Raw genomic sequence first — 23,100 nt, forward strand, 5'->3', positions numbered from 1 at the left:
CGGCGCGAGCGCCACCCCCAGCCCGGGCTGGGCAGCTCAGCGGCGTCGTGCCGAGTGCGCTGTGGTGGCGTCGGCCTTCCAGCTGCTGGTGTCAGAGCCCCGCTGGGTGGCTGGAGAGCCAGTCGGTGTGCTGGCTGCGCAGCCGGTCTCGCTCCGCGGTTGTGGTGAGGACGACGTCGGCGCCCCCGTCGTACGGATGGTGGATGCGTCGAAGTTCCGCATCGGTGAAGAACACCTCGACGAGAGCCTCGTCCGCGACGGCGCGCAGTAGTTCATCGACGCAGCCGTGTTCCCACGGGCGCCGGTCGGCGTACAGACGTGTGTGGGTGTGGAATTCCGGGTCGGCGTCGTCCTGGTCCGACTCGGTCCACCAGCGGATGCCGTCGGGGTGCAGTGTCCGTCGTGGTGTCGCGTGGCCAGCGGGACCGGTCGGCGTGTTCGACCAGTCCATGGTCACCACGAACACGTCCTCGCCCGCGAACAGTTCGTCGAGAACGGTGTTGTACCGGTCCAGCACGATCGCGTACTCGGCCTCGGACTCCGGGTAGCGCTTCGATTCGGGGAGGCTGTGGAAGCGCACCCAGCGGTCCGTGTACGTACTGCGGAACGTGTGGGCGATGGGCGGACCCGACGACCGCCGTTCCTGCCACAGCCCCGCCAACAACTCGGGGGTGACGCCAGCGCTCACCCCTCCGCCTTCGCGACACCGATAGGACAGCTGACGCCGGTCCCGCCGATCCCGCAGTACCCCGCCGGGTTCTTGTCCAAGTACTGCTGGTGGTATCCCTCGGCCGGGAAGAACGGGCGGCCCTCCGCCGGCAGCAGCTCCGTCGTGATCGTCCCGTACCCGGAGCCCGTCAGAACCCCCTGATACGCCTCCCGCGAAGCCTTCGCAGCCGCGGCCTGGGGCTCCGAGTGGGTGTAGATCGCCGAGCGGTACTGCGTGCCCACGTCATTGCCCTGCCTGAAGCCCTGCGTCGGGTTGTGGGACTCCCAGAACAGCTTCAGCAGCGACTCGTACGAGACGACCTTCGGGTCGAAGACGACCCGCACCGCTTCCGTGTGGCCCGTCAGGCCCGAGCAGACCTCCTCGTACGACGGGTTCGGGGTGTGGCCGCCCTGGTAGCCGACCAGCGTCGTCCAGACGCCGTCCGTCTGCCAGAACTTGCGTTCCGCGCCCCAGAAGCAGCCCAGGCCGAAGTCCGCCACCTCCAGGTCCTCCGGGTACGGGCCCAGCAGTGGGTTGCCCAGGACCGTGTGGCGGTCGGGGACGGTGAATTCGGGGGTGGGGCGGCCGCGCAGGGCCTGGTCGGGGGTGGGGAGCTCGGGGGTGCGGCGGGACAGGAACATGCGGGGCTCCTCAGGTGGTCGATGCCTACAGCACAACGTCCGGGGGCGGTCCAGGATTCCGCCGCCCGGCTCACTGCGGCAGCGTCGCCGGGCTGCCGCCGTTCGCCTCGTAGCCCGCCACCGCGAGGTTCCGGTGGATCGTGTACGTCGCCGCCGGGTCCTCGCTCATGGTCCACGGCAGCGCGCCGACGTGACCGTCCACCCGGACCAGCTGGTTCATCGCCTCGGCCCAGCGCTCCGAGCGGACCAGGAAGAGGATCAGCAGATGGCGCACGTGCGCCAGCATCGGGTCGTCCGGGCGGGCCGCGTGGACCGCGAAGAGGGCGCCCTCCGTCGCCTTCGTCACCACCGCGCTCCGGTAGAAGCCCCGCACCAGGTTGACCTCGGGCAGGTGCTCGTACACCGCGAACAGCGGCAGCGCGGCCAGCAGTGAACCCTGCGGGGCGCGGGCCGCGGCCGTCGTCGCGAAGTGGTCGGCCTCGTCGCGCGAGCCGTGCCACTTCTCGCACCAGTAGTGCAGCGCGGCCAGATACGCGCCCATGTGCTCCGGCGCCCGGTCGATGATCTTCGCCCACACCTGGTCGAACTGCTCGTGCGAGTAGCCGAGGCCGCGCGCGACGGCGAGTTCCACGATGTACGGAATCGGGTCGCCGGGCGCGAGCAGCGCGGCCTCGCCGCAGGCCGTACGCGCCTCCTCCAGGATGATCCGGAAGTCGTCGGTCCCTGCCGCAGAGGAACGCCATGCCTGCTGCACAAGGAACTCGGCGAAAACGGCCGCGCCGCCCGCGTCCTTGGGGGAGTCCAGCCGCCAGGCACGCAGCCACGCGCCGCCGACTCCCGGCTGCTGCTGGAGCTCCAGCGACGCGGCCCCGGCGAAGGCCTGTACGCGCTGCCAGCGCACCTCGCCCTCCCGCGGGGTGCCCGCGAGCAGCTGCGAGGCGGCGTGCCAGTCCTGGGTGCGCTGGACGACGTCGAGTACGTCGAGGAGGTCCTGGTCAGGTCCCGGGAGCCGGATGTCCTGCTCCTCCTGGCGCAGGAATCCGTACGTGTCCGGGTCTGCGGCGTCGGGCGAGCCCGGCTCGACCAGGTGGATGCCCGAGCGCCGGCGCAGTACAAAAGGACCGATGACGGCTGTCAGCATGCACAGCGCGATCAGGAACCAGAGAATCTCCATGGATCCATTGTCCCGGACCGCGCAGGACGGGCGTCGGGCCGGTCCGCGCCGAAGCCCGGCTCGGGACTGTGCCCGGCTCGGGACTGTGCCCGACTCGGGACTACGCTCGGGCTCATGAGCGACCAGCACAGCTTGCACAGCTTCGAGACCCGCGCCATCCACGCGGGCAACACCGCCGACCCGCTGACCGGCGCCGTCGTCCCGCCCATCTACCAGGTGTCCACCTACAAGCAGGACGGTGTGGGGGGACTGCGCGGCGGCTATGAGTACAGCCGCAGTGCCAACCCGACGCGTACCGCGCTGGAGGAGAACCTCGCGGCGCTCGAGGGCGGCCGTCGCGGGCTCGCCTTCGCGTCCGGACTGGCGGCGGAGGACTGCCTGCTGCGTACGCTGCTCGAGCCCGGCGATCACGTGGTGATCCCGAACGACGCGTACGGCGGCACCTTCCGGCTCTTCGCCAAGGTGGTCTCGCGCTGGGGCGTCGAATGGTCGGTCGCCGACACCTCCGACCCGGCGTCGGTACGGGCGGCGCTCACCCCGAAGACCAAGGTCATCTGGGTCGAGACCCCGTCCAACCCGCTCCTCGGCATCACCGACATCGCGGTCGTCGCGGAGATTGCCCGGGGCGCGGGCGCGCGGCTGGTCGTGGACAACACCTTCGCGAGCCCCTACCTTCAGCAGCCGATCGCGCTCGGCGCTGACATCGTCGTGCACTCGCTGACCAAGTACATGGGCGGGCACTCGGACGTCGTCGGTGGTGCGCTGATCGCGGCGGACGCGGCGGTCGGCGAGGAACTGGCGTACCACCAGAACGCGATGGGCGCGGTCGCGGGCCCGTTCGACGCGTGGCTGGTGCTGCGTGGCATCAAGACGCTGCCCGTCCGGATGGACCGGCACAGCGAGAACGCCACCCGGGTCGCCGAGATGCTCACCCGCCACCCCAAGGTCACCCAGGTCCTCTACCCGGGCCTGCCGGACCACCCGGGCCACGAGATCGCCGCGAAGCAGATGAAGCACTTCGGCGGCATGGTCTCGTTCCGCGTCACGGGTGGGGAGGAGGCCGCGGTCGAGGTCTGCAACCGCGCGAAGCTGTTCACGCTGGGTGAGTCCCTGGGCGGCGTCGAGTCGCTGATCGAGCACCCGGGACGGATGACGCACGCCTCGGTGGCGGGCTCCGCCCTGGAGGTTCCGGCGGACCTGGTGCGCGTGTCGGTGGGCATCGAGGCCGGGGACGATCTGCTGGCAGACCTGCAGCAGGCGCTGGGCTAGGTGTCGATCACGAGCGGCCGACAGCGAGCCGGCGGCGCCGGCCTCGGGTCCCGGCCGGGTCCTGCGGAGGGACCCGGCCCGGGCGCCCGCCGAGGCAGACTCTCTCGTCACTGGCCCGCCCGCGCCCGTACGAATGGCCGCCCGGCGCGCCCGCACGGTCACCGGCCCGCCCCGTCACCGGCCCGCAGGCGAAACTCAAGCGTCAGGCGCTGACCTTCTCGTCCTCCAGGAGTTCACGGATCTGCGCGCGCAGCTCCAGGCTGTCCGCGTGCCCGTGGACCGAGACCGCGTGCTCCGACGCGGCCCGTACGACTTCCTCCTCCTCGCCGCTGATCGTCAGCGAGCAGTGCGTGTCACTCGGGAACTTGCGGCAGTCGGCGACTTTTCTCGTCATGACGATCTCCTCGGCTCGATCTGTACGCCGCTTTCTCCAGGGTAAATCCGTACAGATCGGGTGCTACGGGTGATGCGGGCGGGACTACCAGCCCTCCAGCGGAGGCGTCGTATTCGTCGGCGGTGTCACCCACGGCTGTTTCAGCGCCGCCCAGACCGCGAACGCGATCAGCGCCGCTGCCAACAGCAGCCATGCCGCACGGCGCACCGCCCGATGGCGGCGCAGCAGCCGGGTGCCCTGTGCCTCGGCGCGCGTGGCCAGGTCCGCGGGGACCTGTGGATGCCGGGTCTCCAGCATCCGGCGGACCTCGTCCTCCTTGCGGTCCCGGGGGCTCATGCAGCCGCCTCGGCCTGAGCCCGCGGGCGGCGGCTCATGTCGCCGCCTCCGCCGGAGCGCGCGGCGGTCTCGGCGGCGGAGTGCTGCGCATCGCCGCGATCGCGCGGGCGCAGATCGCGTGGACGCGTTCCACCGGCAGCCCGATCAGCGCCGCCGTCTGCTCCTCCGCCACCCCCTCGTACAGGCGCACCACCAGAATCAGCCGCTCCTGCGGGGTGAGGCGGTCGAGCACCCCGCCGCGCACCTTGTGGTAGCGCCAGGCGTTGCGCGCGAAGCGGGCGGCGAGCTCCTGGCGGGTGTGTTCGTACGGGTCCTCGCCGCGCAGCCGGTCCCACTCCGCGTACGTATGGGCAAGCGCGACGGTCAGCAGCTGCTGGGCGTGCGGGTTGGCGCCGGGCGGCTCGGCGGTCAGCAGGGTGGCGGCGTGCAGCAGCCGGCCGGCCGCGCCCGCGACGAACGCCTCGAACTCCCGGGCCCGGCGACGCCTTTGTGCCGTCTGCCGCTCGCTCACGTCCTCATATAGGAGCAGATGCGCCACCCGGGTCAAGAGGTCTGCGGCGTCTCCGTGTCCACGGGCGGCAGGCCGGCCTGGCGGGCGGACAGCGCGGTGTTGAAGCGGGTGAGCAGGGTGCAGAACGACTCCCGCTCCGTCTCCGTCCAGCCGTCCGTCACCTGGGCCATCAGCTCGCGCCGCGAGGAGCGGACCTCTTCGAGCCTGGCCTGGCCGCGCGGGGACAGCTGGAGCACGACGGCGCGGCCGTCCTCCGGGTGCGAGGTGCGCTTGACCAGGCCGGTGTCGACGAGCGGCGCGACCTGGCGGGTGACGGTCGAGGAGTCGATGCCCATGCCCGCCGCGAGCGCCTTGACGCCCATCGGGCCTTCCTTGTCGAGCCGGTTGAGCAGCAGATACGCGGCGCGGTCCATGGAGTTGCGGACCTGGCCGACCCCGCCGAGCCGGGTCTGTTCCGCGCGGCGTGCGAAGACGGCTACCTGGTGCTGGAGGGCATCGAGGAGGCCGGGGTCGAGATGAGTCGTCATGTCCTGAGAGGTGGGCATGGCCAGAGGGCTCTCTCGTGCGGTGGTCGGTTGGTGGGGGACAGAGTACGCGGCCTTCACGCGGTGCGTACCAGGGCTGCACAAACCAGCGGGGGAGTGTGGGATCCGGGCGGCCGCCGGGAAGTGGGGGCATGGGATCCGCGCGGCCGCCGGGCCGGTGAGCTGCGAGACTTGACGTCATGACCTTCAGTACGTCTGGCCCCTTGCACCCCGTCATCCTCGACGACATCCGGGGGGCACAGAAGATGCTCTCGGGGGTCGCGAGAACCACGCCGATGGAGGGCAGCAGGCATCTGTCGCAGCTGGTGGGCGCGCCCGTCCATCTCAAGTGCGAGAACCTGCAGCGCACCGGCTCGTTCAAGCTGCGCGGCGCGTATGTGCGGATCGCCGGGCTCTCCCCGGAGGAGCGGGCGGCCGGGGTCGTCGCGGCCTCCGCCGGCAACCACGCGCAGGGCGTGGCGCTGGCCTCCTCGCTCCTCGGCGTGCGCTCCACGGTGTTCATGCCCATGGGGGCGCCGCTGCCGAAGGTCGCCGCGACGAGGGAGTACGGCGCCGAGGTGAAGCTGCACGGTCAGGTCATCGAGGAGACCCTGGCCGCCGCGCAGGAGTACGCGCACGACACGGGCGCGGTCTTCATCCACCCCTTCGACCACCCCGACATCATCGCCGGACAGGGCACGGTGGGCCTGGAAATCCTGGAGCAGTGCCCGGAGGTGCGGACGATCGTGATCGGGGTCGGCGGCGGCGGGCTCGTGGCCGGTATCGCGGTGGCGGTGAAGGCGCTGCGGCCGGATGTGAAGCTGGTCGGCGTGCAGGCGGAGGGCTCGGCCGCGTATCCGCCCTCGCTCAGCGCCGGGCATCCGGTCTCCATCGACGCGCCGACGACGATGGCGGACGGCATCAAGGTGGGCCGCCCCGGAGACGTTCCGTTCAAAATCATTGGCGATCTGGTGGACGAGGTCCGTACGGTCTCCGAGGACGCGCTCTCCAGCGCGCTGCTGCTCTGCCTGGAGCGGGCGAAGCTGGTGGTGGAGCCTGCGGGAGCGAGTCCGGTGGCGGCGCTGCTGAGTGACCCGCGGTCGTTCAAGGGGCCGGTGGTGGCCCTGTTGTCGGGTGGCAATGTGGACCCGCTGCTGATGCAGCGGATCCTGCGGCACGGCATGGCGGCGGCGGGCCGTTATCTGTCGCTGCGGGTGCGTCTGACGGACCGGCCCGGGGCGCTGGCGGCACTTCTCGGCTCGTTGTCAGTGGTCGACGCTAACGTCCTTGATGTGAGTCATGTACGGACCGATCCGCGGCTCGGACTCACGGAGGTGGAGGTGGAGTTGCAGCTGGAGACGAAGGGCCCGGAGCACTGCGAGCAGGTGGCGACGGCACTGCGCGAGGCGGGTTACACGGTCATCAACTGACCGGGGCTGCCCGCCGATCCGACGCAGCAATGCACGGCGTCAAGGCCTTGTCGTCTCTGCGGGCGCGTGCATGCACCATCACTCGCGACACTCTTGAGAGTCGCGATGTATCGCGTTACGGTAAGGGGGCTCTCCACGTGCTCTCGCCAGGCGCGGAAGACCGTTCATATCTGAGCTGTTCTGTACGAAGCAACCCACTCATCTGCACCTTGGGAGAACCCATATGCCGGGCGCCATATACGCCGAAGGCCTGGTGAAGACCTTCGGCGAGGTAAGGGCACTGGACGGCGTCGACCTCGACGTCCCCGAAGGCACGGTTCTGGGACTTCTCGGTCCCAACGGAGCCGGCAAGACCACCGCCGTGCGCGTACTGACCACTTTGCTGCAGCCGGACAGCGGCAAGGCCGTCGTCGCCGGTATCGACGTCCTGAAGCACCCGAACGAGGTCCGCCGCTGTATCGGCCTCTCCGGCCAGTTCGCCGCGGTCGACGAGTATCTGACGGGCCGTGAGAACCTTCAGATGGTCGGCCAGCTCTACCAGATGAGCGCGCGCGACGCGAAGACCCGGGCGGTCGAGCTGCTCGAGCGCTTCAACCTCGCCGACGCCGCCGACCGGCCCGCCAAGACGTACTCCGGCGGTATGCGCCGCCGGCTCGACCTGGCCGCGGCCCTGGTCGTGTCCCCGCCCGTGATGTTCATGGACGAGCCCACCACCGGGCTCGACCCGCGCAACCGGATGCAGCTGTGGGAGGTCATCCAGGAACTGGTCAGCGGCGGTACGACACTGCTGCTGACCACCCAGTACCTCGAAGAGGCCGACCACCTGGCCGACGACATCTGCGTCATCGACCACGGCAAGGTCATCGCCCGCGGCACCGCCGACCAGCTCAAGGCCCAGACGGGCGGCGAGCGCGTCGAGGTCGTCGTGCACGAGAGCGAGCAGATAGCCCCGACCCGCGAGGTGCTGCTCGGCTTCGGCAAGGGAGACGTCGCCGTCGCCGAGCACACCCGCAAGCTCACCGTCCCGGTCGCCGGAGGCGCCAAGCTGCTCGCCGAGGTCATCCGCGAACTGGACATCCGCGGCGTGGAGATCGACGACATCGGCCTGCGCCGCCCCACCCTCGACGACGTCTTCATCTCGCTCACCGGCCATGTGGCCGAGCTTGAGCAGGAGGAGAACGGCGGGCCGGCGGACGCGTCGAGCGCCAAGGACAAGAAGTCCCGGAAGGAGAGCGCCAAGTGACCGCCACAACGGAAGCCGTCAGGCCGGCGGCCCCCAAACCCCGCGGTGGTGTCGTGCAGTCGGTCAACGACTCGCTCGTCGTCGCCAAGCGCAATCTGATCCGGATGACCCGCATCCCGGAGATGATCATCTTCGGGATGATCCAGCCGATCATGTTCGTGGTCCTGTTCACGTACGTCTTCGGCGGTTCCATCCAGGTCGGCGGCTCCATATCCGCCCAGGACTACCGCGAGTTCCTGATGGCCGGCATCTTCGCCCAGACCGTCACCTTCGCCACCGCGGGTGCCGGCGCGGGCATCGCCGACGACATGCACAAGGGCCTCATCGACCGCTTCAGGTCGCTGCCCATGGCCCGCGGCGCGGTCCTCACCGGACGTACCCTCGCCGACCTGGTGCAGACCGCGCTCACGCTCGTCGTGCTCGCAGTCGTCGCGCTCCTGGTCGGCTGGCGGGTCCACGAGGACATCGGCAGTGTGCTGCTCGGCTTCCTGCTGCTGCTCCTGCTCGGGTACGCCTTCTCCTGGATCGGCGCCCTGATCGGGCTCACCGTGCGGACGCCCGAGGCGGCCACGTCCGGCGGACTGATCTGGCTGTTCCCGCTGACGTTCATCTCGAACGCCTTCGTGGACGCCAACCAGATGCCCACCTTCCTGCGGCACATCGCCGAGTGGAACCCGTTCAGCGCCACCGTCCAGGCCTGCCGCGAGCTGTTCGGCAACCTGCCGCCCGGCTTCAAGGCCCCCGAGGCCTGGCCCATGCAGCACCCGGTGCTCGCCTCGGTCATGTGGTCGGTGGTGATCCTGATCGTCTTCAGGACGCTGGCGGTGCGCAAGTACCGCTCGGCCGCGGCCTGATCATCGGCCACGGCCTGATCATCGGCCGTGGCCGGCTGACCGGCCGCCGCCCGATCAGCCGGAGCAGATGACTGAGGGGAAGTGACCGCCCGGATTACCGGCCGGGCGGTCACTTCCCCTTCCGCTGTCTCCGAGTCCTCCCAGTCCTCCGAGTCCTGCCTGCCAGACGATGCGGGCGGCCTGGAGTCGGCTGCGGATGCCGAGCTTCGCGTAGATGTGGTGCAGATGGTCCTTGGCCGTGTCCGCGCTGATCGTCAGGGTCGCCGCGATCTCCGGGTTCGACAGGCCGTCGCCCGCGAGTGCGATCACCTCTCGCTCCCGCGGTGAGAGCTCGCCGAGCAGCGCCTGTGCCCTGGCCTGCTCGGCGGCCGCGCCCGCGGGCTCGGCGGAAGTGTCCGCCAGGTCCCTTGCCAGCCCCGGTGCCAGGGCCAGGCCGCCGTGGGCCGCCGCGTGGACCGCCCACGGCAGATGCCTGCTCGCGGTGGTCCGGTGCAGGATGCCCGCAGCGCGGAGCCTCAGAAGCCGGCGCACGCCGTCGCGGGTGAGCCGGTCGGCGAGCAGTAATGCGGCCGGGGGCGCCGGTATTTCCGTGATGCGTTTCAACGCGCCGAGTGCCGCGCCCTCTTCCGGCTGGCTCACGATCACCACATCCGGGCGGCTGCGGCACACGAGGTCGCATTCCTGGCCCGGCACTCCCTCGGCGACGACGCGATGGCGGTGGTCCGCCTCCAGAGTGGTGCGGATCCGCGCCCTTTCCAGCTGATGCCGGGCGACGAGCACGATCCTTATCACGTGAATTCCCCCTCGTGCGAAATAACGCACCATCGTGAACATGCGCGCTGGTCAGGCGCGCACTTGACGCTACAACGGTGCCCTGATCACCACTCGGCCGTGGAGTGAACACGTGGTAACTGAGGGGAATTTGAGCTTCGTGCGGTACGTGTTGAAGATCCCCTGGGTGGGGGATATTCGAGAGCTCCCCGGAGCGGAGATGCTGCCTGGGACCGAAGCCGGCCGGCCGCTATTGGGCCGGCCGGCATTGCGCTGAAACCAGGGGGTTCTCAATGAACAAGACGCGCATGGGTGTTGTCGCTGCCATGGCCTCGGCAGTGATGGCTGTGAGCACGACGCAGGCGTCGGCGGCGCCGAAGCTTGAGGCGTACACGCCCCGCATTGTGCAGGGTGTGGTCGGGGGCCAGGTGTTCTACGACGGCTACAAGAAGGTCTGTGCCTCGCTTCTGGGGCAGACGCTGGCCGGGTGGGTCCAGCTGACGCACAAGTGCGTCACGGTCTCCCCGAACTCCTCGGGCAGCTTCAACACCACCATCAAGTGCCCGACGCGCGGCGCCTTCAAGACCTGGGTGGAGGGGACCAAGCGCAACGGCAGGGTGGACGTGAAGATGTCCGGCGGTATCTACCTCGAGTGCCGCCACTGACCACCGCGGGCAGCCGTACGCACCACGAAGCCCCCGGCACATCGACTCGCATCGACTCGTGCCGGGGGCTTTCGCGCTGTCCGGTGGCGGGCTCAGCCCGTGTACGGCTTGGCGTCGAGGATCTTCACGGAGGCCGTCCTGCCGTTCGGCAGCTCGTAGTCCGCGTCCTCTCCGACCTTCTTGCCGTTCACGCCGGCCCCCAGCGGGGACTGCGGGGAGTACGTCTCGATGTCCGCGCTCGCGTACTCGCGCGAGGCCATCAGGAACGTCAGAGTGTCGTCGGGGTCGCCGTCGAAGGCGATCGTCACGACCATGCCGGGCTCGACCACGCCATTGTCCGCGGGTGCCTCGCCGACCTTGGCGTTCTCCAGGAGCTGGGTCAGCTGGCGCACACGGAGCTCCTGCTTGCCCTGCTCCTCCTTGGCCGCGTGGTACCCGCCGTTCTCCCGCAGGTCGCCCTCCTCACGGGCCGCCTCGATCTTCTTGGCGATCTCCGTGCGCGCGGGACCAGACAGGTACTCCAGCTCGGCCTTGAGCTGGTTGTACGCCTCCTGGGTGAGCCAGGTGACGTTCTCGCTGGTCTGGGTCACAGGTGCTCCTCGTAGGTACTGGGAATACAAAGCATCGCCCTACCCAGAAGGATGTGCCTTCATGGATGGGCGAAACCACGAGCCTAACAATTTCATGGCGGAAGGGGGAGGACGAAAGCCATGAGAATTACATAAGCGCAGGTCAGCGACGAGACCCGCCGTGGTTCACCAGCTCAGTGGGCGGTGCATTGCACGAGCTCGGCGCTGGTCGCGCGCGCCGTCGTACGCACCTTCACGACCTGGTCGATGCGCGTCTCGCCGCGCTGCCCGACGGGGACGTCGAGCCGGCCCACCTCGTCGCCGTCCTCGGCGCGGCTGCGCAGGGTGCAGGTGCCGGTGGCGTCCGCGTCCTTGCGCACCTCCAGGTGCACTTGGACCTCGGCGTCGGACGTGACACTGAACTTGATCACTTCGGCGCTGATCTGCTGCCCGGCGATGTAGTCGTAACCGAACCAGCCGATCACCCCGAGGAACCCGACACCGAGGCACGCGCCAACGATCTTGAGCTTGCGGTCGGCACGCTCGTCCGCGGAGCGGCCGTAACGGCCCGTGGGGACGTCGTCGCGCAGCGCGGTCATGTCAATCCTCTCGGCGGGGGCTGCGGAATTTTCCGTCCCCCGATTCGGTCACTATAGAAGCCTCTCGCCCGTCATCCGACCGCCGCCCCAGATCGACGTCCTTGCGGGACGGCACCGGTATTTCGCGACCAACTGAGGATCGAGTCTTGACTGAGCAGCTGCGACTGATGGCCGTTCACGCCCACCCCGACGACGAGTCGAGCAAGGGCGCGGCCACGATGGCCAAGTATGTGTCCGAGGGGGTGGACGTGCTGGTCGTGACCTGCACGGGCGGCGAGCGCGGCTCCATCCTCAATCCCAAGCTCCAGGGGGACGCGTACATCGAGGAGCACATCCACGAAGTGCGCAAGAAGGAGATGGACGAGGCACGCGAGATCCTGGGGGTCGGCCAGGAGTGGCTCGGCTTTGTCGACTCCGGTCTGCCCGAGGGCGACCCGCTGCCTCCGCTGCCCGAGGGCTGCTTCGCGCTGGAGGACGCCGAGGAGGCCGCCGGGCGCCTCGTGAGGTCCATCCGCAACTTTCGCCCGCAGGTCGTCACGACGTACGACGAGAACGGCGGCTACCCCCACCCCGACCACATCATGACCCACAAGATCTCGATGGTGGCCTTCGACGGCGCGGGGGACGCCGAGAGGTTCCCGGAGTCGGAGTTCGGACCGGTCTGGCAGCCGTTGAAGCTCTACTACAACCAGGGCTTCAACCGTCCGCGTACGGTCGCGCTGCACGAGGCGCTGCTGGAGCGCGGCATGGAGTCCCCGTACGGGGAGTGGCTGGAGCGCTGGAAGGAGTTCCAGCGCGCCGAGCGCACGCTGACCACGTACGTTCCGTGCGCCGACTTCTTCGAGATCCGCGACAAGGCGCTGATCGCGCACGCGACGCAGATCGACCCCGACGGCGGCTGGTTCCGCGTCCCGATGGAGATCCAGAAGAAGGTCTGGCCGACGGAGGAGTACGAGCTGGCCAAGTCTCTGGTCGATACCTCCCTCCCCGAGGACGACCTCTTCGCGGGCGTACGCGAGAATGCCTGATATGAGCGCGAGCCTGGCACTGACGACGCACCTGGTCCCTCTGGCCAAGGAGATCGACAACGACAAGGTGACGCCCGGCGTCCTCGGCTTCATCGTCTTCGCGGCGCTGGCCGTGGGGGTCTGGCTGCTGATGAAGTCGATGAACCGGCACATGGGGAGGGTGAACTTCGAGGAGGCGCCGGACCCCACGGCGGAAACCCCGAGGGACGGCGGCAAGCGGGAGGCCGGGCCCGCGTCGGCCTGAACGCGGGGTTGGGTCACCCGCCCCTTCCCGTAACTGGGGCTTCGCCCCAGACCCCGAACGCCTTTCGGGCGTGGGGTCCGGGGAGGAGCCCCGGTGTGACGCTAGGTCGCCGCGGCCACCGGGACGCCCATCACCTCGCGTGCGTGCCGGCTCGGGACCATGCCCAGGTGCCAGGCCTGCCAGCCGTCCTCCAGGCGGACGCCGCGTTCCAGCATCACCGCGAGCGCCTCCGCGCAGTCCTCCAGCTTGCCGTCGCGTGAGGGGTGCGGCCGCTCCATCAGCCGGGCGAGCTCCTCCTGGGCCACCACCGTGCCGACCTCGATACCGCCCGGGGACGCGTACGGCAGCAGGGTGCAGCGCAGGAAGCGGGCCCAGGCGCCGCCGCGGTCGTCCTCGTACGAGGCGAACAGCTCCACCGCCTCGTCGCACAGCGTCAGCGCCTGGGCCGCGCGGTTGTTCCCCGCGTCGATCAGGGCCAGCTCCAGACAGGTCCAGGCCTCTCCGTGGGCCACCCCGATGCGGTGGAAGTCGGCGCGGGCGTCCACCAGCAGCTGCCGGGCGAAGCCGGAATTGCGCAGGTTGCCCGTCTGGTCCGCGCGCTGGTCGCGGGTGACCCGGCCCGAGTGGTGGCGGGCGCACGCCAGGCCGTAGACGTCGCGCATCCGGGAGAACATCGTGCGGGCCCGCTCCAGCTCCCGTACCGCCTGGTCGCGGTCGCCGCTCTCCTCCAGCGCCTGGCCCAGGTAGTACAGCGTCCAGGCCTCGCCGCGCGCGTCCTCGTTGTCCCGGTGCCGGGACAGGGCCTGGCGCAGCTGGTCCACCGCCGGGACCGGGTCGCCGTCCACCAGCCGCGCGCGGGCCAGCTGGGTCAGCGCCCAGGCCTCGCCGCGGCCGTCACGGGTGCGGCCGTAGAGATCCAGGGCGGTGCGCAGCTCCGACTCCGCGCGCGGGACATCGCCCATGCGCAGGCACACCTGGCCCAGCTGGAAGTGCGTCCACGCCTCGCCGTGCAGCGACTCGCCCTCCCGGTGCAGGGTCAGCGCCGTCGCCAGCAGGGTCAGCGCCTCCTTGAGATTGGCCCGGTCGCGCTCCACCGCGGCCAGCGCGTGCAGCGACCAGGCGCGGTCCTCGGCCTGCTCGTCCGAGGACTGAAGCGCGATCGCCTCGTGCAGCTTCGCCGCGGCCTCGGTCAGATTGCCCTGGTGGTGCAGTGTGATGCCGAGCGAGCAGAGCGCGAGCGCGGTGCCCGAGTCGTTCTGCGCCTCGCGGTAGAGGCCGACGACGGACGACAGGGTCGTACGGGCCTTGTCGAGCTCGCCGAGCTGGCGGGCCGCGATTCCGGTACGCCAGCGCACGGACCGCTCCAGCAGCCCCTGGTCCACGGCCTGCGAGAGCTCGCTGATCTCACCGAGGCGATAGAGGTCGCCGCGCAGCAGGCAGTAGTCGCACAGCGCGCCCAGCAGATTCAGCACGGTCTGCTGGTCCACGCCCTCCGCGTACCGCAGTGCCGAGGTGATGAAGCTCGACTCGTCGTCCAGCCAGCGCAGTGCCGCGTCCAGTGAGGGGAAGCCGTGGGCCCCGAACTGGCCCGCGCGGGTGGACATCTTGCCGTCCACCATCCGGATCACGGCCCCGGCCAGATCCGCGTAGTTCTGGATGAGCCGCTCCTGCGCCGCCGTACGCTCGGCGGCCTCCTCCTCGTCGAGGAGCCGGGTCCGGGCGAAGGACCGTACGGTGTCGTGCAGCCGGTAGCGGCTGGCCCGCACATGGTCGATCAGGCCCGTGTCCGCCAAGGCTGTCAGCAGCCGTTCGGACTCCTGCTCGTCCGTGGCCAGCAGTGCCGCCGCGGCGGCCGCGCCCAGCGACGCCCGTCCGGCCAGCGCGAGCCTGCGCAGCAGCCGGCGCGCCTGCTCGGGCTGGTCCGTGTAGCGCAGCCACAGCGCACGCTCGACCGGGTCCACCGGACCGTAGGCGGCCAGGTCGGCCGCGAGCTGGTGTGCGGTGCGAGAGCCGAGCGAGGAGCCGGCGATACGCAGCGCGAGCGGCAGCCCGCCGCACAACTCCCGTACGGCGTCGGCCGACTGGGCGTCGTACGGACCGGACGAGGGCTCCTCGGCCGAGGCCCGCAACAGCTCTTCGGCGCCCGCCGGGTCCAGCGCGTCGACCGGCAGCTGGTGCACCCACGCCGGAATGTCGTCCGGCAGGTCGAGCGGCCCGCGCGCGGTCACCAGGACCAGGCTGTCCGAGCGCTCCGGCACCAGCGTGCGCACCTGCGCCGGGTCGCTCGCGTCGTCCAGGACCACCGTCACCGGCAGTCCGGTCAGATGCTGGTGGTAGAGCTCGCTCAGCCGCCGCACCTGCTGCTCGGGCGAGGACCGCTCGCGGAACAGCAGCTGCTCGCGCGGTGCGCCAAGACGGTTCAGCAGATGCAGCAGGGCGTCCCGCGTGGAGAGCGGCTGGTCGCCGTCGCCGCGCAGATCGACTATGCACGCGCCGCGGAACTGGTCCTTGAGGTGGTGCGAGGCCCGCACCGCGAGCGTGGTGCGCCCCGCGCCCGGCTCGCCGTGCAGCACCACGATCGTCGGCTTCGTCTCGGTCGAGGCGCGGGCCGCGTGCACCCACTGCGCGATCTGCGTCATCTCGTCCCGTCGGCCCGCGAACGGCCCTTCCGGGTCCGGCAGATGACCGAAGGACTGCTCGAGCAGGGAGCGCCTGCGGGCCGCCGCGCTCCGGTCGGCGCCCCGCAGCTGCGGCGCCGCGGCAGCCTTCTTCGTCGCGGTACGGGTCGTCGAGGCCAGCATCCGCTGCTGGTCCAGGAACGGGCGGATGCCCCGTACCTCCAGCGCCGTCAGCCACTGCAGGCGCAGCTGCTCGGTGCCGCCCGGCTGCCCGAGCGCCCCGGCGCGGCGGTGCGCGGCCGGCCAGTGCGAGGCGGTCACCTTGACGACGGTGGTCGCGGCCCCGGCGACGGCGACGACGGCTCCGGCGCCGAGCGCGGTCCCCGCGGCCGTGCCCAGCGCCAGGTCCGCACCGATCGCGGCGGCCGCGGCAATGGCGGTCACCAGCACGGGTGTTGCTGTGTTCTGCCGACTGAACTGCGCGGACAGGGGCTGCGCTCCGGCCCCCGCCTCCGCCAGTGCCTGCTCGTACGCGGCGTACTCCTCGCCCGCACTCGCCGCCATGCTGTCCAGGGCTGCCCGCCCGCGTGCCAGCAGCACACCCGAGTCCGACCGCCCTCCCGAACGCCGTACCTCTTCCTCGACGGCGCGTACCAACAGCCGCTCGGCTTCCGCCCGATGGCTGTCCCGCATGTGCGTCCCCCTCTGAGAGCTCCGGTTTCCGTACCGGTCCGGTTCCGGTTCCGGTTCCGTACCGGCGTCAAGTGTCCTGCGTACGGGGCGTCAGCGCGAGGGAGCCACGAGGGACCGCAGGGCGGCGAGGGTGTCGAGGGGTTCCGGTGCCGGGCCCGAAGTGCGCCTTCTGGCAGGCGAGTACACGTTTCCGCTCGGTACGGACCGGTCGTCCGGCGGCCGAGGGTCCACGCGGCGGGCAGCGCGTCCGCCAGAGGCCGGCTCACGGAACGTGGTTCCGGTTCCACGGTGTGTCACCACCGTGGCGCATGGGCGTCCCTTCGCCGTGTGCGCAAAGATTGAGGTATGCCGAACCGCCTCGCTCATGAGACCTCCCCCTACCTCCTGCAGCATGCCGACAACCCGGTCGACTGGTGGCCATGGTCGAACGACGCCTTCGAGGAGGCGCGCAGGCGCGGGGTGCCGGTGCTGCTCAGCGTCGGGTATTCGAGCTGTCACTGGTGCCATGTCATGGCGCACGAGTCCTTCGAGGACGAGGCGACCGCCGAGTATCTGAACGAGCACTTCGTTCCGGTCAAGGTCGACCGCGAGGAGCGGCCCGACGTCGACGCCGTGTACATGGAGGCCGTGCAGGCGGCCACCGGGCAGGGCGGCTGGCCGATGACCGTCTTTCTCACCGCGGACGGCGAGCCCTTCTACTTCGGTACGTACTTCCCGCCCGAGCCCCGGCACGGCATGGCGTCCTTCCGGCAGATCCTGGAAGGGGTTGTGGGCGCCTGGACCGAGCGTCGTGACGAGGTCGGCGAGGTGGCGGGGAAGATCGTCCGGGATCTGGCCGGGCGCTCGCTCGCGTACGGCGGGGAAGGGGCGCCCGGCGAGGAGGAGCTGGCGCAGGCGCTGCTCGGGCTGACGAGGGAGTACGACGAGCGGCACGGCGGCTTCGGCGGGGCGCCCAAGTTCCCGCCGTCCATGGCGATCGAGTTCCTGCTGCGGCACCATGCCCGCACGGGTGCCGACGGTGCGCTGCAGATGGCCGCCGAAACCTGCGAGGCGATGGCACGCGGCGGGATCTACGACCAGCTCGGCGGCGGTTTCGCGCGGTACTCGGTGGACCGCGAGTGGGTGGTGCCGCATTTCGAGAAGATGCTCTACGACAATGCGCTGCTGTGCCGGGTGTACGCGCATCTGTGGCGGGCCACCGGGTCGGAGCTGGCCCGGCGGGTGGCGCTGGAGACCGCGGACTTCATGGTGCGGGAGCTGCGCACGGCGGAGGGCGGGTTCGCGTCGGCGCTGGACGCCGACAGTGCCGTCGGAGACGGATGGGGGCACCCCCGGGCCGAAGGCTCTGGGGGTGGGGCGGGCAAGCATGTCGAGGGCGCCTTCTACGTATGGACGCCGCAGCAGCTGAGAGATGTGCTGGGGGACGAGGACGGGCGGCTGGCCGCCGAGCACTTCGGGGTGACGGAGGAAGGCACGTTCGAGGAGGGTGCGTCGGTCCTGCAACTCCCGGACGGGGAAGCCGATCCGGCCATCAAGCGGCGTCTGCTCGCCGCGCGGGAGCGGCGGGCCCGGCCGGGCCGGGACGACAAGGTCGTCGCCGCGTGGAACGGACTGGCGATCGCGGCCCTGGCGGAGGTCGGCACGTACTTCGAACGGCCGGATCTGCTCGAACGGGCGACCGAGGCGGCCGATCTCCTGGTGCGCCTCCACATGGATACGGCCGCGCGCCTTTCCCGTACCTCCAAGGACGGCCACGTGGGCGCACACGCAGGTGTGTTGGAGGACTACGCGAATGTCGCGGAGGGCTTCCTGGCGCTCGCGGGCGTGACCGGCGAGGGTGTGTGGCTCGAGTTCGCGGGCCTCCTCCTCGACACCGTCATCGACCAGTTCGTCGGCGAGGGCGGCGCTCTGTACGACACGGCGCATGACGCCGAGCGGTTGATCCGCCGCCCGCAGGACCCGACGGACAGCGCCGCCCCGTCCGGCTGGACGGCGGCCGCCGGTGCGCTGCTCTCGTACGCCGCGCACACCGGATCGGAGGCCCATCGCACCGCCGCCGAGGGCGCGTTGGGCGTGGTGAAGTTGCTCGGCCCGCGGGCCCCGCGCTTCATCGGCTGGGGGCTCGCGGTCGCGGAGGCGCTGCTCGACGGGCCGCGCGAGGTGGCGGTGGCCGGCCCCTGGGGAGCCGAAGTGCATACAAAGACACGGGAGTTGCACCGTACGGCGCTGCTGGCCAAGGCCCCGGGCGCGGTCGTCGCGGTCGGCGAGCCGGACAGCGAGGAGTTCCCGCTGCTGCGGGGCCGCACCCTGGTGGACGGCAGCCCGGCGGCGTATGTCTGCAGGAACTTCGCCTGCCGGATGCCCACGACGGACCCGGCGGAGCTCGCCGAGCAGCTCGGCGGCTGAGGCCCGGGCCGTGGCCGGATCTATATAGCACGGGCGGACGTACACGTGCCCGAAACGCGCCAACTGACGGAGACACATCACTTTTTATCGGGTGAGCACCGGAGCTTAACGTTCCGGGGCTAGGGTCCCGCTCGAGGAGTAGCCGGGTAATGGCACTGGGGGGTGCCGCGCCCGAAGCTGCACAGGTGTGTGCTGCCGGCCAGGGGGGTCCTGGTGCCGGGGCACAGGTCCAAGGGGGGACCCTTCGGTGCTCATATCGGTGTTTGTCGTTGCCATTTCGGTTGCTTTGTTCTGGATGGCGGCTTTTACGCTGTGGTGGCAGATGCATGCCTGGCGTACGCCCGAGACGCTCGCTTCGACTCGCTTCGACCGTCCCGAGGGCGGGACCGGACTCTCCTTTTCGCTGCTGCTGCCCGCCCGCCACGAGCAGGCCGTGCTGGAGCACACCATCGAGCGGCTGCTGGAATCCAGCCACACCAACTACGAGATCATCGTGATCGTCGGCCACGACGACCCGGAGACCGCGGCGGTCGCCGAGCGCGCGGCGGAGCGTGATCCGATCCGGGTACGGGTCGTCACCGACACCCATGAGTCGAAGAACAAGCCCAAGGCCCTCAACACCGCCCTCCCGCACTGCCGCGGCGACATCGTGGGCGTCTTCGACGCCGAGGACCAGGTCCACCCCGAACTGCTCGCCCATGTCGACCACGCCTTCACCTCCACCGGCGCGGACGTCGTCCAGGGCGGGGTCCAGCTGATCAACTTCCACTCCAGCTGGTACAGCCTGCGCAACTGCCTGGAGTACTTCTTCTGGTTCCGCAGCCGGTTGCATCTGCACGCGCAGAAGGGCTTCATACCGCTCGGCGGCAACACCGTCTTCGTGCGTACGACCGTCCTGCGCGAGGCCGACGGCTGGGACCCGAACTGCCTCGCCGAGGACTGCGACCTGGGCGTACGGCTCTCGTCCGTCGGCAAGAGGGTCGTCGTCGCGTACGACAGCGACATGGTCACCCGCGAGGAGACCCCCGGCACCCTGATGAGCCTGCTCAAGCAGCGCACCCGCTGGAACCAGGGCTTCCTGCAGGTCTACCGGAAGAAGGACTGGAAACAACTCCCCGGCCGCGGCCAGCGGTTGCTCGCCCGCTACACCCTGATGACGCCCTTCCTGCAGGCATTCTCCGGCGTGATCATCCCGCTCAACGCCGCCATCGCGCTCTTCCTCGACGTCCCCGTCGGCATCGCCATCGTGACCTTCCTGCCGCTGATCACGGCGATGGTCACCTTCGTCTTCGAGATCGTCGGGCTGCACGACTTCGGCAGGCAGTACGGCCTTCGCGTCCGCTTCGTCCACTACCTCAAGCTCATCGTCGGCGGTCCCTTCTACCAGGTGCTCCTGGCCGGCGCCGCGGTGCGCGCGGTCTGGCGGGAGCAGCGGGGACGCAACGAGTGGGAGCTCACCAGCCATGTAGGCGCGCATCTCACCGAGACCCGAGAGGACGTCCGCCGGTGACCACGACCCTGCCCCCGGCTCCCGACACCGCCACGCCGACCGTCACCGCCGATCCCCGCCCGACGGTGCCCGAGCATGTCCGGCCCGTCATACGCTTCCGCAGCTCCCGGCCCGATCTGTTGCTCTGCTTCGGACTGCTGGCCGTGATCCTGCTCGTCCAGGGCTGGAACATCACGAACTTCCCGAACCTCAGCGACGACGAGGGCACGTATCTCGCGCAGGCCTGGTCGGTCCAGCAGGGCGACGGGCTCGCGCACTACACGTACTGGTACGACCATCCGCCGCTCGGCTGGATACAGATAGCCGGGCTCACCTGGATACCGTCCCTGATCGCGCCCGACGCGATGAACGTGGCGTCGATGCGCTTCGCGATGCTGCTTGTCAGCGCGGCGTGCGCGGTGCTGCTGTACGTGCTGGCGCGCCGGCTCTTCCTGCCGCGCTGGGCCGCCGGCCTCGCCATGGTGCTCTTCGGGCTCTCGCCGCTCTCCGTCGTACTCCAGCGCGAGATCTTCCTCGACAACATCGCCGTGATGTGGATGCTGCTGGCATTCTGCCTGGCCGCGTCGCCGAGCCGTCATCTGTGGCACCACTTCGGCGCGGGGCTCGCCGCCGCGACGTCCGTGCTCACCAAGGAGACGATGCTGGTGGTGCTGCCCGCGCTGCTGGTGACGATGTGGCGGCACAGCCATCGCGACACCCGTAAGTTCGCCGTCACCGGCGCGATTACGGCATGCGCGCTGATCGGGCTGTCCTATCCGCTGTTCGCGCTGCTCAACAATGAGCTGTTCCCCGGACCCGGCCATGTGTCGCTGATCGACGGCATCACGTACCAGATGGGCCGCGAGGGCTCGGGCTCCATCTTCGACGCGGGCTCCGGATCGCACGGGGTGCTGCAGTCCTGGCTGTACTACGACAGGGTGCTGCCGCTCGGCGGACTCGCGGGCGCGGCGCTGCTGCTGATCACCCTGCGCTGGTCGGTCACCGCACGGGCACTGGCCGGCCCGGCGCTGGCGGTGGCGATCCTCGCGCTGGTGGCGATGCGCCCGACCGGGTATCTGCCGGCGATGTACGTGATCCAGGCGCTGCCGTTTCTGGCGCTGGTGCTGGCGGGGGGCGCGGCGAGTGTTGCGCATGCGGTGCTGTGGCGAAATGGAGCCCCTCCGGTGATGGAGGAGCTGGGCCTGCGCCCGCAGGGCGTAGCGGGCGGGTTCGGGGGCGGAGCCCCGGTCAGGGTGGGCGTGGCCGTCGTGCTCGCCGTTGCCGCCGCCGCGTACGTCGTGCCCCGGTGGTACACCGGCAACCGCGACGCCCTCACCGTCGACGCCAACGGCCCCTACCGCGCCGCCGCCTCCTGGCTCCAGGACGAGGTCGCCGACCCCGCGGCGACCAGGGTGCTCGTCGACGACGCGCTCTGGCTGGACCTCGTGCACGACGGGTACCGGCCCGGCACCGGCGCGATCTGGTTCTACAAGGCCGACCTCGACCCCGCCGTGACGAAGACGATGCCCCGCGGCTGGCGTGACCTCGACTACGTCGTCTCGTCCCCGACCGTCCGCCGCGACGCGGTGAACCTGCCCAACGTCAAGTCTGCCCTGGAGCATTCGAAGCCCGTCGCCGTCTTCGGCGGCGGCGAGGACCGGATCGAGATCCGCCGGATCGCCGGAGGCGAGCGATGACCACACCCCGTACCGGCGCCGAAGAACTCGGAGATCCGGAACTGGGCGCCGCCCAGCTCGCCGAGCCCGGCGCCGTCACCATCATTGTCCCGACCTTCAACGAGGCGGGAAACATCAGGGAGTTGCTGCACCAGCTCACCGAGTCGGTGCCCTCCCGCCTGCCGTGCGAGGTCCTCTTCGTCGACGACTCCACGGACGACACGCCCGAGGTGATCCGCGACGCCGCGCGGGACTGCCCGTTTCCCGTCGCCGTACTGCATCGCGAGACCCCGGTCGGCGGACTCGGCGGCGCGGTCGTCGAGGGCATGAAGAGAGCGGGCTCCGACTGGATCGTCGTCATGGACGGCGACCTCCAGCACCCGCCCGCGCTGGTGCCGGAGCTGGTCGGGGCGGGGGAGCGCGCGGGCGCCGACCTCGTGGTCGCCAGCCGCTACATACGCGGTGGCAGCCGCGAAGGCCTCGCGGGCGGCTACCGCATCGCCGTGTCGCGCGGAGCAACGTGGCTGACGAAGGCACTCTTCCCGCGCCGGCTGCGCGGCATCAGCGACCCGATGAGCGGCTTCTTCGCGATCCGGCGCAGCGCGGTGACCGCCGAGACGCTGAAGCCGCTCGGCTACAAGATCCTGCTGGAGCTGGCGGTGCGCTGCCGTCCGGAGACGGTCGCCGAGGTGCCGTTCGTCTTCCAGGAGAGGTTCGCGGGCGAGTCCAAGTCGACGGCGAAGGAAGGGCTTCGGTTTCTTTCGCACCTGGCAGCGCTGCGTACGTCGTCGCCGGTCGCGCGGATGGTCGCCTTCGGCCTGATCGGCCTGACCGGCTTTCTGCCGAACCTGCTCGGGCTGCATCTGCTGGTCGCCGCGGGGATGCACTATCTGCCGGCCGAGATCGTCGCCAACCAGTTCGGCGTGCTGTGGAACTTCGTCCTCATCGAGGTCCTGCTGTTCCGGGACCGCCGCGGGCACCGGCACTGGGCGGACCGGGTGGGACGGTTCGCGGTGCTCGCCAACGCGGATCTGCTGCTGCGGATTCCGCTGATCGCGGTGTTCGTGGGCCGGCTGGGCCTGGCGGTGCTGCCGGCGACCACGCTGGCGCTGCTGACGACCTTCGTCCTGCGCTTCGCGGCGACGGAGGCGCTGGTGTATCTGCCGCGCAAGGGGCGGGAATCGGGCGCTGGGGCGACCCGGACCACCCGAAGCGCGGGGAGCGCGCGGCGCTAGCACAGGCCGCGCTTGGCTGCCG

The 23,100-nt window shown here is 70.4% G+C and carries 22 protein-coding genes; 11 read left to right on the forward strand and 11 right to left on the reverse strand.

Annotation, left to right across the window (positions count from 1 at the left end):
* Window positions 1-91: 91 nt before the first annotated feature.
* The 3 genes from ACQEVG_RS24510 to ACQEVG_RS24520 form a co-directional block, all read right to left on the reverse strand.
* The gene (locus ACQEVG_RS24510) at window positions 92-688 is read right to left on the reverse strand and encodes a DUF3885 domain-containing protein (protein ID WP_432987457.1); all 597 of its coding nucleotides are present in this window, start codon (window positions 686-688) and stop codon (window positions 92-94) included.
* Window positions 685-1,350 (reverse strand): peptide-methionine (S)-S-oxide reductase MsrA, encoded by a 666-nt coding sequence (gene msrA / locus ACQEVG_RS24515; RefSeq protein ID WP_432987459.1) that lies wholly within the window; start codon window positions 1,348-1,350, stop codon window positions 685-687. Before msrA ends, ACQEVG_RS24510 begins: the two co-directional genes overlap by 4 nt.
* Before the next feature lie 70 nt (window positions 1,351-1,420).
* A complete protein-coding gene (locus ACQEVG_RS24520; protein WP_432987461.1) occupies window positions 1,421-2,524 on the reverse strand; it encodes a hypothetical protein in 1,104 nt (367 codons plus the stop codon).
* A 114-nt stretch (window positions 2,525-2,638) separates the two neighbouring features.
* On the opposite strand from ACQEVG_RS24520, the gene ACQEVG_RS24525 reads away from it, so the two are divergent.
* Complete coding sequence (locus tag ACQEVG_RS24525; RefSeq protein WP_432987463.1) at window positions 2,639-3,793, forward strand: cystathionine gamma-synthase; 1,155 nt, start codon at window positions 2,639-2,641, stop codon at window positions 3,791-3,793.
* Window positions 3,794-3,995: 202 nt separating this feature from the next.
* On the opposite strand, the gene ACQEVG_RS24530 is transcribed toward ACQEVG_RS24525, so the two are convergent.
* The 4 genes from ACQEVG_RS24530 to ACQEVG_RS24545 form a co-directional block, all read right to left on the reverse strand.
* The gene (locus ACQEVG_RS24530) at window positions 3,996-4,187 is read right to left on the reverse strand and encodes a DUF1059 domain-containing protein (protein ID WP_432987465.1); all 192 of its coding nucleotides are present in this window, start codon (window positions 4,185-4,187) and stop codon (window positions 3,996-3,998) included.
* 84 nt (window positions 4,188-4,271) lie between these two features.
* On the reverse strand, window positions 4,272-4,523 hold the full coding sequence (locus ACQEVG_RS24535; RefSeq protein ID WP_432987467.1) for a hypothetical protein: 252 nt from the start codon (window positions 4,521-4,523) through the stop codon (window positions 4,272-4,274).
* 34 nt (window positions 4,524-4,557) lie between these two features.
* Complete coding sequence (locus ACQEVG_RS24540; RefSeq protein ID WP_432987469.1) at window positions 4,558-5,034, reverse strand: sigma factor-like helix-turn-helix DNA-binding protein; 477 nt, start codon at window positions 5,032-5,034, stop codon at window positions 4,558-4,560.
* Window positions 5,035-5,066: 32 nt separating this feature from the next.
* Complete coding sequence (locus ACQEVG_RS24545) at window positions 5,067-5,579, reverse strand: MarR family winged helix-turn-helix transcriptional regulator (RefSeq protein WP_432987471.1); 513 nt, start codon at window positions 5,577-5,579, stop codon at window positions 5,067-5,069.
* A gap of 179 nt (window positions 5,580-5,758) precedes the next feature.
* On the opposite strand from ACQEVG_RS24545, the gene ilvA reads away from it, so the two are divergent.
* The 3 genes from ilvA (at window position 5,759) to ACQEVG_RS24560 (ending at window position 9,085) form a co-directional block, all read left to right on the forward strand.
* Entirely contained in the window at window positions 5,759-6,988 is a 1,230-nt protein-coding gene (gene ilvA / locus ACQEVG_RS24550) for a threonine ammonia-lyase (protein WP_432987473.1), read from the forward strand.
* 223 nt (window positions 6,989-7,211) lie between these two features.
* Window positions 7,212-8,231: an ATP-binding cassette domain-containing protein gene (locus ACQEVG_RS24555; RefSeq protein ID WP_432987475.1), complete on the forward strand. Its 1,020-nt coding sequence runs from the start codon at window positions 7,212-7,214 to the stop codon at window positions 8,229-8,231.
* Entirely contained in the window at window positions 8,228-9,085 is an 858-nt protein-coding gene (locus ACQEVG_RS24560; protein WP_432987477.1) for an ABC transporter permease, read from the forward strand. The genes ACQEVG_RS24555 and ACQEVG_RS24560 overlap by 4 nt, the downstream gene beginning before the upstream one ends.
* Before the next feature lie 54 nt (window positions 9,086-9,139).
* Here ACQEVG_RS24560 and ACQEVG_RS24565 read toward each other — a convergent pair whose 3' ends face one another.
* On the reverse strand, window positions 9,140-9,877 hold the full coding sequence (locus tag ACQEVG_RS24565; protein ID WP_432987480.1) for a helix-turn-helix transcriptional regulator: 738 nt from the start codon (window positions 9,875-9,877) through the stop codon (window positions 9,140-9,142).
* A 272-nt stretch (window positions 9,878-10,149) separates the two neighbouring features.
* Between ACQEVG_RS24565 and ACQEVG_RS24570 the strand changes: the two genes are divergently transcribed.
* Entirely contained in the window at window positions 10,150-10,521 is a 372-nt protein-coding gene (locus tag ACQEVG_RS24570; protein WP_432987482.1) for a hypothetical protein, read from the forward strand.
* Window positions 10,522-10,613: 92 nt separating this feature from the next.
* On the opposite strand, the gene greA is transcribed toward ACQEVG_RS24570, so the two are convergent.
* Together greA and ACQEVG_RS24580 are read right to left on the reverse strand one after the other, a co-directional pair.
* On the reverse strand, window positions 10,614-11,111 hold the full coding sequence (gene greA / locus ACQEVG_RS24575) for a transcription elongation factor GreA (RefSeq protein ID WP_432987484.1): 498 nt from the start codon (window positions 11,109-11,111) through the stop codon (window positions 10,614-10,616).
* 173 nt (window positions 11,112-11,284) lie between these two features.
* The gene (locus ACQEVG_RS24580) at window positions 11,285-11,689 is read right to left on the reverse strand and encodes a DUF4307 domain-containing protein (protein WP_432987486.1); all 405 of its coding nucleotides are present in this window, start codon (window positions 11,687-11,689) and stop codon (window positions 11,285-11,287) included.
* Between the two features lie 146 nt (window positions 11,690-11,835).
* Between ACQEVG_RS24580 and mca the strand changes: the two genes are divergently transcribed.
* Both mca and ACQEVG_RS24590 read left to right on the forward strand, forming a co-directional pair.
* Window positions 11,836-12,717 carry a mycothiol conjugate amidase Mca gene (gene mca / locus ACQEVG_RS24585; protein WP_432987488.1) on the forward strand — a complete coding sequence of 294 codons (882 nt, stop codon included), beginning with the start codon at window positions 11,836-11,838 and terminating at the stop codon, window positions 12,715-12,717.
* Window positions 12,710-12,961, forward strand: coding sequence for a hypothetical protein (locus ACQEVG_RS24590; protein ID WP_432987490.1), 252 nt, complete (start codon window positions 12,710-12,712; stop codon window positions 12,959-12,961). The genes mca and ACQEVG_RS24590 overlap by 8 nt, the downstream gene beginning before the upstream one ends.
* Window positions 12,962-13,062: 101 nt before the next feature.
* On the opposite strand, the gene ACQEVG_RS24595 is transcribed toward ACQEVG_RS24590, so the two are convergent.
* A complete protein-coding gene (locus ACQEVG_RS24595) occupies window positions 13,063-16,272 on the reverse strand; it encodes a tetratricopeptide repeat protein (protein WP_432987492.1) in 3,210 nt (1,069 codons plus the stop codon).
* Window positions 16,273-16,617: 345 nt separating this feature from the next.
* On the opposite strand from ACQEVG_RS24595, the gene ACQEVG_RS24600 reads away from it, so the two are divergent.
* From ACQEVG_RS24600 to ACQEVG_RS24615, 4 genes are all read left to right on the forward strand, one after another.
* Entirely contained in the window at window positions 16,618-18,678 is a 2,061-nt protein-coding gene (locus ACQEVG_RS24600) for a thioredoxin domain-containing protein (protein ID WP_432987494.1), read from the forward strand.
* Between the two features lie 295 nt (window positions 18,679-18,973).
* A complete protein-coding gene (locus ACQEVG_RS24605; RefSeq protein WP_432987496.1) occupies window positions 18,974-20,188 on the forward strand; it encodes a glycosyltransferase in 1,215 nt (404 codons plus the stop codon).
* A complete protein-coding gene (locus ACQEVG_RS24610; RefSeq protein ID WP_432987498.1) occupies window positions 20,185-21,864 on the forward strand; it encodes an ArnT family glycosyltransferase in 1,680 nt (559 codons plus the stop codon). The genes ACQEVG_RS24605 and ACQEVG_RS24610 overlap by 4 nt, the downstream gene beginning before the upstream one ends.
* The gene (locus tag ACQEVG_RS24615) at window positions 21,861-23,078 is read left to right on the forward strand and encodes a glycosyltransferase (protein ID WP_432987500.1); all 1,218 of its coding nucleotides are present in this window, start codon (window positions 21,861-21,863) and stop codon (window positions 23,076-23,078) included. Before ACQEVG_RS24610 ends, ACQEVG_RS24615 begins: the two co-directional genes overlap by 4 nt.
* The last annotated feature ends 22 nt before the right edge of the window (window positions 23,079-23,100 follow it).

The organism is Streptomyces sp. CA-135486 (assembly GCF_050936555.1).
Classification (GTDB): domain Bacteria; phylum Actinomycetota; class Actinomycetes; order Streptomycetales; family Streptomycetaceae; genus Streptomyces.

Bases quoted from the DNA above. Each gene is read 5' to 3' on its own strand.
- ACQEVG_RS24570 (WP_432987482.1), top strand. From the start codon at position 10,150: ATGAACAAGACGCGCATGGGTGTTGTCGCTGCCATGGCCTCGGCAGTG.
- ACQEVG_RS24530 (WP_432987465.1), bottom strand. From the start codon at position 4,187: ATGACGAGAAAAGTCGCCGACTGCCGCAAGTTCCCGAGTGACACGCAC.
- ACQEVG_RS24525 (WP_432987463.1), top strand. From the start codon at position 2,639: ATGAGCGACCAGCACAGCTTGCACAGCTTCGAGACCCGCGCCATCCAC.
- ilvA (WP_432987473.1), top strand. From the start codon at position 5,759: ATGACCTTCAGTACGTCTGGCCCCTTGCACCCCGTCATCCTCGACGAC.
- ACQEVG_RS24595 (WP_432987492.1), bottom strand. From the start codon at position 16,272: ATGCGGGACAGCCATCGGGCGGAAGCCGAGCGGCTGTTGGTACGCGCC.
- ACQEVG_RS24605 (WP_432987496.1), top strand. From the start codon at position 18,974: ATGGCGGCTTTTACGCTGTGGTGGCAGATGCATGCCTGGCGTACGCCC.
- ACQEVG_RS24615 (WP_432987500.1), top strand. From the start codon at position 21,861: ATGACCACACCCCGTACCGGCGCCGAAGAACTCGGAGATCCGGAACTG.
- msrA (WP_432987459.1), bottom strand. From the start codon at position 1,350: ATGTTCCTGTCCCGCCGCACCCCCGAGCTCCCCACCCCCGACCAGGCC.
- ACQEVG_RS24555 (WP_432987475.1), top strand. From the start codon at position 7,212: ATGCCGGGCGCCATATACGCCGAAGGCCTGGTGAAGACCTTCGGCGAG.
- ACQEVG_RS24590 (WP_432987490.1), top strand. From the start codon at position 12,710: ATGCCTGATATGAGCGCGAGCCTGGCACTGACGACGCACCTGGTCCCT.
- ACQEVG_RS24580 (WP_432987486.1), bottom strand. From the start codon at position 11,689: ATGACCGCGCTGCGCGACGACGTCCCCACGGGCCGTTACGGCCGCTCC.
- ACQEVG_RS24545 (WP_432987471.1), bottom strand. From the start codon at position 5,579: ATGCCCACCTCTCAGGACATGACGACTCATCTCGACCCCGGCCTCCTC.
- ACQEVG_RS24535 (WP_432987467.1), bottom strand. From the start codon at position 4,523: ATGAGCCCCCGGGACCGCAAGGAGGACGAGGTCCGCCGGATGCTGGAG.
- ACQEVG_RS24600 (WP_432987494.1), top strand. From the start codon at position 16,618: ATGCCGAACCGCCTCGCTCATGAGACCTCCCCCTACCTCCTGCAGCAT.
- ACQEVG_RS24520 (WP_432987461.1), bottom strand. From the start codon at position 2,524: ATGGAGATTCTCTGGTTCCTGATCGCGCTGTGCATGCTGACAGCCGTC.